Source organism: Streptococcus sp. k-628, assembly GCF_013277475.1.
GTDB lineage: Bacteria > Bacillota > Bacilli > Lactobacillales > Streptococcaceae > Streptococcus.
Genome location: NZ_VMMZ01000056.1, coordinates 1 through 7,119 on the forward strand (window position 1 = coordinate 1; position 7,119 = coordinate 7,119).

The following is a 7,119-nucleotide window of genomic DNA, read 5'->3' on the forward strand; positions in this document are numbered from 1 at the left end:
GGAATACTATCCAAGCTCATTTTTTCTCAGACTGCAAGCAGTTCATCAATAAGAATTATACTCTTCGAAAATCTCTTCAAACCACGTTAGCGTCTCCTTGCCGTAGGTATATGATACTGACTCTGTCAGTTCTATCTACAACCTCAAAGCAGCGCTTTGAGCAGCCTGCGGCTCGCTTCCTAGTTTGCTCTTTGATTTTCATTGAGTATTACTTGAGCAACTATACTATTTAGATTAGAAATAAAAGAAGCCATCAGGTTAGCATGTAACCTAAACAGCTCCTTGATTATCCTCCAAATAAACGAGCAAAAAAGCCTTTCTTAGTGGATTGGACTTCTTCTTTTGCTTGGTCCAGCTCTAGCTTAAGATTTTCTTGATCCTTCATGGCTTGAAGGGTCAATTGTTGCTGCTGATCTAATTGTTTGTCTTTCTCAGCAATCTGACGGTCTTTGATGCGCATCTGTTCGTCTTTTTCTGATAACTGACGATCCTTGGCTTTTAATTGTTCATAAAGACGGAGAATTTCTGCATTCTTCTCATCAACTAGAATCTCCATCAGTTCACGTTGCTTGACATCTTCACTGACAGGCTCATCTTCAAAAATCGTTTTTTTATAGATTTCTTCTAGCTTAATCAAGCCACTTCTGGTAACGACTGTTACCCCTTTGTCATTTTTATCTGTGTCTTCTTCTGGTAATTCTTTGACACGGTTATTGATTGCTTGGCGAGATAATCCTAAGACCTCTGCAATCTCACTGACGGTCATTTCAATACTCATAATATCCTCTGAAACGTTTTCTAGCTTTTCTTTACTTAAATCTTATCATAAGCTAGAAAAACTGTCAAATTTTCGCTTAATCTAAAGCCTTCAAAAAGGCTAATAAGACTTGGGCAGAGCGACGTCCAGCTTCGATAATAAACTCATCAAAAGAGATGTTTGCTTCATGGTTGGCATTGTCACTCATAGCTCGGATGACTAAGACTGGAAGATTAAGGGCATGCGATGCCTGAGCAATAGCTGCCCCTTCCATCTCAACAGCTAAAACATCTGGGAAATGGGACTTGATCGCTTCTATCTTGTCATTTCCTGCGACAAAACTATCTCCTGTAGCAATCAAACCAAGATGCCAGTTCTGGTCCAATTGAGATAAACTCTCTTGGATTTTGGCAACAAAGGTTTTGTCTGATTCGAAATAAAGCGGTTGTTGTGCCATTTGTCCATAAGCATAGCCAAAAGCTGTGACATCCACGTCATGATAGACTAATTTGTCAGCAATCACAACATCCCCAACAGCAATCCCTTCTGCGACCGCCCCAGCTGATCCCGTGTTAATCAAAGCATCCACTTGGAAATGATCAGCCAAAACCGCCACACTCATAGCCGACATGACCTTACCAATTCCACTTTCTACAAGAACGACTTCATGCGAGGCAATGGTGCCTGTATGATAGGTATTCCCCAAAACAACTTGCTCTTGGTCATTGTCTAAATGCTGGACCAAATAAGCCAGTTCTTCTGGCATAGCCGCAATAATTCCTATTTTCATTTCAATTCCTTTTCTATTACAAAAGTTTCATTGCTAAGACAAGCAAAATCAAGAGAAAGATGACTGCAAATAAAATTTTATTCAATTTAGAATTGAAGACATTTCTCTTGGTATTTTCAATGCGACGGCTTTTATGAATAGACGGTTCGACCTGAATCTTCAAGGTTTCCTGGTTAAAACCATGATCCTTAGGATTGGCATAACCAAAACGGGAAGAAGAGGTTGGTAAAATCTTAGTCTCCTCATTATCATCTAGCAAAGGAGGACCTGAAATTTTTTCGCCTCTATTAGCTCTTTCAATCATTTCATCCGTTAATAAAGGTTTACCCATACTGACCTCCTCTATTTTTTGTGCAATTCCCAATACTGAACAGCCATAATTGTCTTGGCATCACAGATATGACCTGATTGGATCAATTCCTTGGCTTCTTCTAAGCTCACTTCAAGAACTTCCAAGGTCTCATCTTCATCCTGCGGACGCGGATTTTCCACCTTTGTCAAATCGCTGGCTAAGTATAGTTTTAACTTTTCATTACAAAAGCCAATGGCTGAGTAAAAATCGTACAAGAGTTCTAACTTCCCTGTATAGGCTGTTTCTTCCTCTAATTCACGAAGTGCTGCTGCGACAGGGTCTGTGTTTTCTCCTACTTCCAATTTTCCGGCTGGAATTTCGTAAGAGACTGCCTCAATGGCTTTGCGGTACTGCTTGACCAAGATGAGTTTTTGTTCATCCGTTACTGCTAAAACACAGACAGCTCCATTGTGGAAAATCAAATCACGTTGGGCAATTCCCTTACCTTCTGGTAATTCAACCTGATCTTGAACCAGTTTAAAAATTGGTCCTTGATAGATTTCTTTTCGGCTAAGCGTTTTTTCTTCAAATTCCATGACAGACTCCTACTGATTCTTAGGATGATGAGGTAGGCGAGTTGCATATTCGTCTTTATTGATCTGACGACCACGACCAATAGCAATCGCATCCGCTGGAACATCTTTAGTAATAGTTGAACCCGCACCAACGAGGGAATTGTCACCAAGTTCTACTGGCGCAATAATGGTTGAATTTGAACCAACAAAGACATTGTTACCAATGACTGTCTTGTATTTGTTTTTGCCGTCATAGTTGACTGTAATGGTTCCTGCACCGAAATTAACGTGGCTACCCACTTCACAGTTTCCGATATAAGTCAAATGACCAGCCTTGGTATTCTCACCGATTGAAGACCCTTTCACCTCAACAAAGTTTCCAATATGTGCTTGGGCACCCAGACTTGAACCTGGACGAATGTGGGCATAAGGTCCGACAGTCACTCCATCAGCAACACTACTTTCTTCAATCATAGAGTTGGTAATAACAGCTCCTGCTCCGATAGTGCTGTCCACTACATAAGTACCATTTGTCAAAACAGTCTCAGCACCAATTTTCGTTTGCCCTTTCAAGGTAACATTGGCTTCGATTTGAACTTCAGGAGCAATCTCAACATCAATATCGATATAAGTTGCTTCTGGGTTAACAAAGCTAACACCGTTGACCATGTGTTGATGATTGATGCGACGACGCATGACTGACTCAGCAGTTGCAAGTGCCACACGGTCATTTACCCCAAGACTCTCATCAAAATCTTTCAAAGTATAAGCACCAACTTTTTCACCAGCTTCACGGAAAATACCAATGACATCTGTAATATAGTATTCACCTTGAGCATTGTTGGTATTGATATTTTTCAAAGCTTCAAACAAACGCTCGTTGTCAAAAACATAAGTTCCAGTGTTGATTTCCTTGATTTGCTTTTCAAAATCTGTGGCATCCTTCTGCTCAACAATGCGAAGAACTTCAGCATTGTCATTACGCACAATTCGTCCATAGCCAAAAGGATTATCCGTTTCAGCAGTCAAGATAGTGGCCACATTTTTATGATTGATGTGGAAATCAATCAAGTTTTTCAAACTTTCCCCTGTGATTAAAGGAGTATCTCCTGCAATAACCAAGGTGTGACCTGACAAACCTTCTAAGATAGGCTCTGTCATCATAACTGCATGGCCAGTCCCTAACTGTTCAGATTGAGTCACAAATTCTGTCTGTCCAGCCAAGACCTGCTCAACCAATTCTGCCTTGTGTCCTACAACTGTTACTGTCTTTTCAGGTTGGATAGCTCCCACACTACGGAAAACATGTTCCAACATAGAAATACCCGCAACCTTGTGCAAAACTTTTGGCAAATCAGATTTCATACGAGTTCCTTTACCCGCTGCTAAAATAATGGCATAATTTGACATAATCTTCTCTTTTCTCTAGAAATTCCCTTTTATTATACCATATTTCAAATCATTCCGCGCCCTTGAATGAAAAAATGCTCCAAAGTCCTTTCCTTAACCCATTTTTTTGATTTTTTTTGATTTTTAGGGTAGAATTATAAGATATGAGAAAACAAATTCATCCACTTATTTTATTTGGTTTTTTTGGGATCATAATTTTCATTTTAATCATCAATCGCCCACTTAATGACAACCAATCGTTTAAAACAAAATCCAACATAGCGCAGATTGAAGCACAGGCTTTGAAACACTTAGACAAACCGATTATTGATCTCTCTGGCTGGCAGCGTCCTGAGGAAATCAACTACGATGCCCTCTCACAAAATATTTCAGGCGCTATTGTTCGTGTTCATAGTGGTGCTCAAACGACAAAAGAAAATGATGCTTCCTTTATCAATGGAATAGACAAGGCCTATAAGAGTCATATCACTGAACTTCAAAAACGGAATGTCCCCGTTGGGGTCTACGCTTATGTAGCTGGAAAAAGTGTCCAAGAAATGGAAAAAGCCGCTGAGGTTTTCTACAATGCAGCCTCTCCTTACAGTCCTAGTTACTATTGGCTAGACGTAGAAGATAAAACCATGTCCAATATGAACGAGGGTGTTGAAGCCTTTCGAGCAAAGCTAGCATCACTAGGTGCTAAAAACATCGGCATCTACGTTGGGGTCTACTTCATGGAAGAACATAGTATTGATACAGGCAAGTTTACCTCTGTTTGGATTCCGTCCTACGGCTCTAACTCAGGATTTTTGGAGAGCAGTCCTAAAACTGATTTAGATTATGATATTCACCAATACACATCTAAAGGAAAAATTGCCGGCTTTGACCACGATTTGGATATCAACGTCATCTCTCCCTTAAAAAACAAAGAAGAAACCTTTAGAAAAATCTTTTTAAAACCTTAAAAGCATTTGTTTAGCATTTGCTTTTTCTTTTTGTGTTTGATTGTGATACAATATAGTAAGGATTTTTTGAAATAGAAATAGTTGGAGGAAATATATGCTCTCATGGTTAGCGCGCCTTATTAAAGGGATTGTGATTGCTCTTGGATTTATCTTACCGGGGATTTCCGGAGGGGTTCTAGCAGCAATCTTAGGAATTTATGAACGAATGATTGGTTTTCTGGCCCATCCCTTTAAAGACTTTAAAGAAAATGTTTTGTACTTTATTCCAGTTGCCATCGGTATGCTTCTGGGAATTGGCCTATTTTCTTATCCGATTGAATACCTGCTTGAAAATTATCAGGTCTTTGTCTTATGGAGTTTTGCGGGTGCCATCATTGGTACGGTTCCTAGCCTCCTCAAGGAATCAACTCGAGAATCTGACCGAGACAAGATGGATTTAGTTTGGTTCTGGGCAACCTTTATCATTTCTGGATTAGGACTCTATGCCTTAAATTTTGTCGTTGGAACCTTAAGTGCTAGCTTTCTTAATTTCATCCTAGCAGGTGCACTGCTGGCTCTTGGCGTCTTGGTTCCTGGCCTCAGTCCATCAAATCTACTTTTGATTTTGGGTCTCTATGCTCCGATGTTGACTGGTTTTAAAACCTTTGACCTCTTGGGAACCTTCTTCCCGATTGGAATCGGAGCAGGTGCCACTCTCATCGTTTTTTCAAAATTGATGGATTATGCCTTAAACAACTACCACTCACGTGTCTATCATTTCATCATCGGTATCGTCCTATCAAGTACCCTTTTGATTTTGATTCCAAATGTAGGAAACGCTGAGAGTATCCAATACACAGGCCTTTCTCTTGTTGGGTATGTCATCATCGCCTTCTTCTTTGCACTGGGAATCTGGCTTGGTATTTGGATGAGCCAATTGGAGAATAAGTATAAATAATGGCAAAAAAAGTAAAAATCAAAAAAACATTGGTGGAACAAATCCTGTCTAAAGCAGGTATCCCACATCAGGGAATTCAAATCAATGCCCTGGAAGGAGAACTGCCGCAAGGTTATAAACGAGATCAGATTTTCAAAACCTTGGCTCTTCTGGGAGATAAAACAGGACCGATTATCGGAATTGTCCCTATCACCCAACACTTGTCTGAAAAGAAACTAGCCAAAATTTCTGGCAATAAAAAAGTGAGCATGATTCCACAAAAGGACTTGGAAAAAACAACAGGTTACATTCATGGAGCCAATAATCCTGTCGGAATTCGTCAGAAACACAATTATCCCATTTTTATCGATAAAATTGCTCTAGGTTTGGATCAAATGATTGTCTCTGCAGGCGAAGTCGGACATAGCATTATCGTCGCGCCACAAGACTTGGCTAGCTTTGTAAAGGCAGACTTTGCCGATATTTTGGAGGACAGCAAGTAATGAAACTCTACTTTGTCCGCCACGGTCGTACTGTCTGGAACCAAGAAGGTCGTTTTCAAGGCGCTAGTGGAGATTCTCCCCTTCTTCCTGAATCCATTGACACCCTAAAACGACTTGGCCAGTATCTCAAGGAAATTCCTTTTAATCAGATTTATTCAAGTGATTTACCTCGAGCGGTCAAATCTGCTGAAATTATCCAAAGTCAACTCCATACGCCCTGTCCTTTAGAAAGTGTTCCTAATCTCCGCGAATGGCAGCTGGGGAAGTTGGAAGGTTTGAAAATTGCAACCTTGGAAGCTATTTACCCACAACAAATCAAAGCTTTCCGATCTAATCTTGCTCAATTTGACACTCAAATGTTTGGAGCTGAATCCCTCTATAGTACAACTCAACGGACCATCCAATTTATCAAATCACTCAAAGATAGTCCAGCTGAGCGTATTCTAATTGTCGGACACGGCGCCAATCTTACTGCCAGTCTTCGTACTCTTCTAGGATATAAAGAACCACTTCTTCGTAAAGATGGCGGTCTAGCAAATGCCAGTCTGACAATTCTAGAAACCCATGATTTTGAAACATTCACTCTCGATACTTGGAATGATACTTCTTATCAATCATAATTATAGCCTAGTCTTCTGAACTAGAACCATAGGAGATATAGTCAGTTGAAACAAAAATAAGACAAAAGAGCCTCGTAAAAAGGTATTGCAACTTGCCAATACCTTTTTGATATGAACACGTGTCTTCTCAACAGGATTGTAGAGCAAAATGAAATAGTAACTGAATAATGTGATTTGAAAATTTAAATCAATTTATAAGAATGTTTTAGAAGCAGTGATGTACTAGTTCAGATTCACTTTTCTATACTAATACTCTTCTAAAATCAAATTCAAACCGCGTCAACGTCGCCTTGCTGTATATATGTTACTGAC

9 protein-coding genes are annotated in these 7,119 nt (G+C 39.9%); 4 read left to right on the top strand and 5 right to left on the bottom strand.

The features are described from left to right. Positions 1-286: 286 nt before the first annotated feature. From rocS to glmU, 5 genes are all read right to left on the bottom strand, one after another. Positions 287-778, bottom strand: a complete 492-nt coding sequence (gene rocS / locus HT730_RS07475) for a chromosome segregation protein RocS (RefSeq protein ID WP_000021242.1) — start codon at positions 776-778, stop codon at positions 287-289. Positions 779-854: 76 nt separating this feature from the next. After that, complete coding sequence (locus tag HT730_RS07480; RefSeq protein WP_173307225.1) at positions 855-1,547, bottom strand: 5'-methylthioadenosine/adenosylhomocysteine nucleosidase; 693 nt, start codon at positions 1,545-1,547, stop codon at positions 855-857. Between the two features lie 16 nt (positions 1,548-1,563). Next, positions 1,564-1,878, bottom strand: coding sequence for a cell wall synthase accessory phosphoprotein MacP (macP, locus tag HT730_RS07485; protein ID WP_173307226.1), 315 nt, complete (start codon positions 1,876-1,878; stop codon positions 1,564-1,566). An 11-nt stretch (positions 1,879-1,889) separates the two neighbouring features. Further along, positions 1,890-2,435, bottom strand: a complete 546-nt coding sequence (locus HT730_RS07490) for an NUDIX hydrolase (protein WP_033680471.1) — start codon at positions 2,433-2,435, stop codon at positions 1,890-1,892. 9 nt (positions 2,436-2,444) lie between these two features. Beyond that, the gene (glmU, locus tag HT730_RS07495) at positions 2,445-3,824 is read right to left on the bottom strand and encodes a bifunctional UDP-N-acetylglucosamine diphosphorylase/glucosamine-1-phosphate N-acetyltransferase GlmU (protein ID WP_173307227.1); all 1,380 of its coding nucleotides are present in this window, start codon (positions 3,822-3,824) and stop codon (positions 2,445-2,447) included. Between the two features lie 143 nt (positions 3,825-3,967). Between glmU and HT730_RS07500 the strand changes: the two genes are divergently transcribed. The 4 genes from HT730_RS07500 to HT730_RS07515 all read left to right on the top strand — a co-directional run bounded on the left by HT730_RS07500 (position 3,968) and on the right by HT730_RS07515 (position 6,807). Beyond that, the gene (locus HT730_RS07500; RefSeq protein ID WP_054388320.1) at positions 3,968-4,768 is read left to right on the top strand and encodes a glycoside hydrolase family 25 protein; all 801 of its coding nucleotides are present in this window, start codon (positions 3,968-3,970) and stop codon (positions 4,766-4,768) included. Between the two features lie 94 nt (positions 4,769-4,862). Beyond that, entirely contained in the window at positions 4,863-5,705 is an 843-nt protein-coding gene (locus HT730_RS07505; protein WP_173307228.1) for a DUF368 domain-containing protein, read from the top strand. Next, entirely contained in the window at positions 5,705-6,187 is a 483-nt protein-coding gene (locus tag HT730_RS07510; protein ID WP_173307229.1) for an aminoacyl-tRNA deacylase, read from the top strand. Before HT730_RS07505 ends, HT730_RS07510 begins: the two co-directional genes overlap by 1 nt. Then, positions 6,187-6,807 carry a histidine phosphatase family protein gene (locus HT730_RS07515; RefSeq protein ID WP_173307230.1) on the top strand — a complete coding sequence of 207 codons (621 nt, stop codon included), beginning with the start codon at positions 6,187-6,189 and terminating at the stop codon, positions 6,805-6,807. Before HT730_RS07510 ends, HT730_RS07515 begins: the two co-directional genes overlap by 1 nt. Positions 6,808-7,119 lie beyond the last annotated feature (312 nt).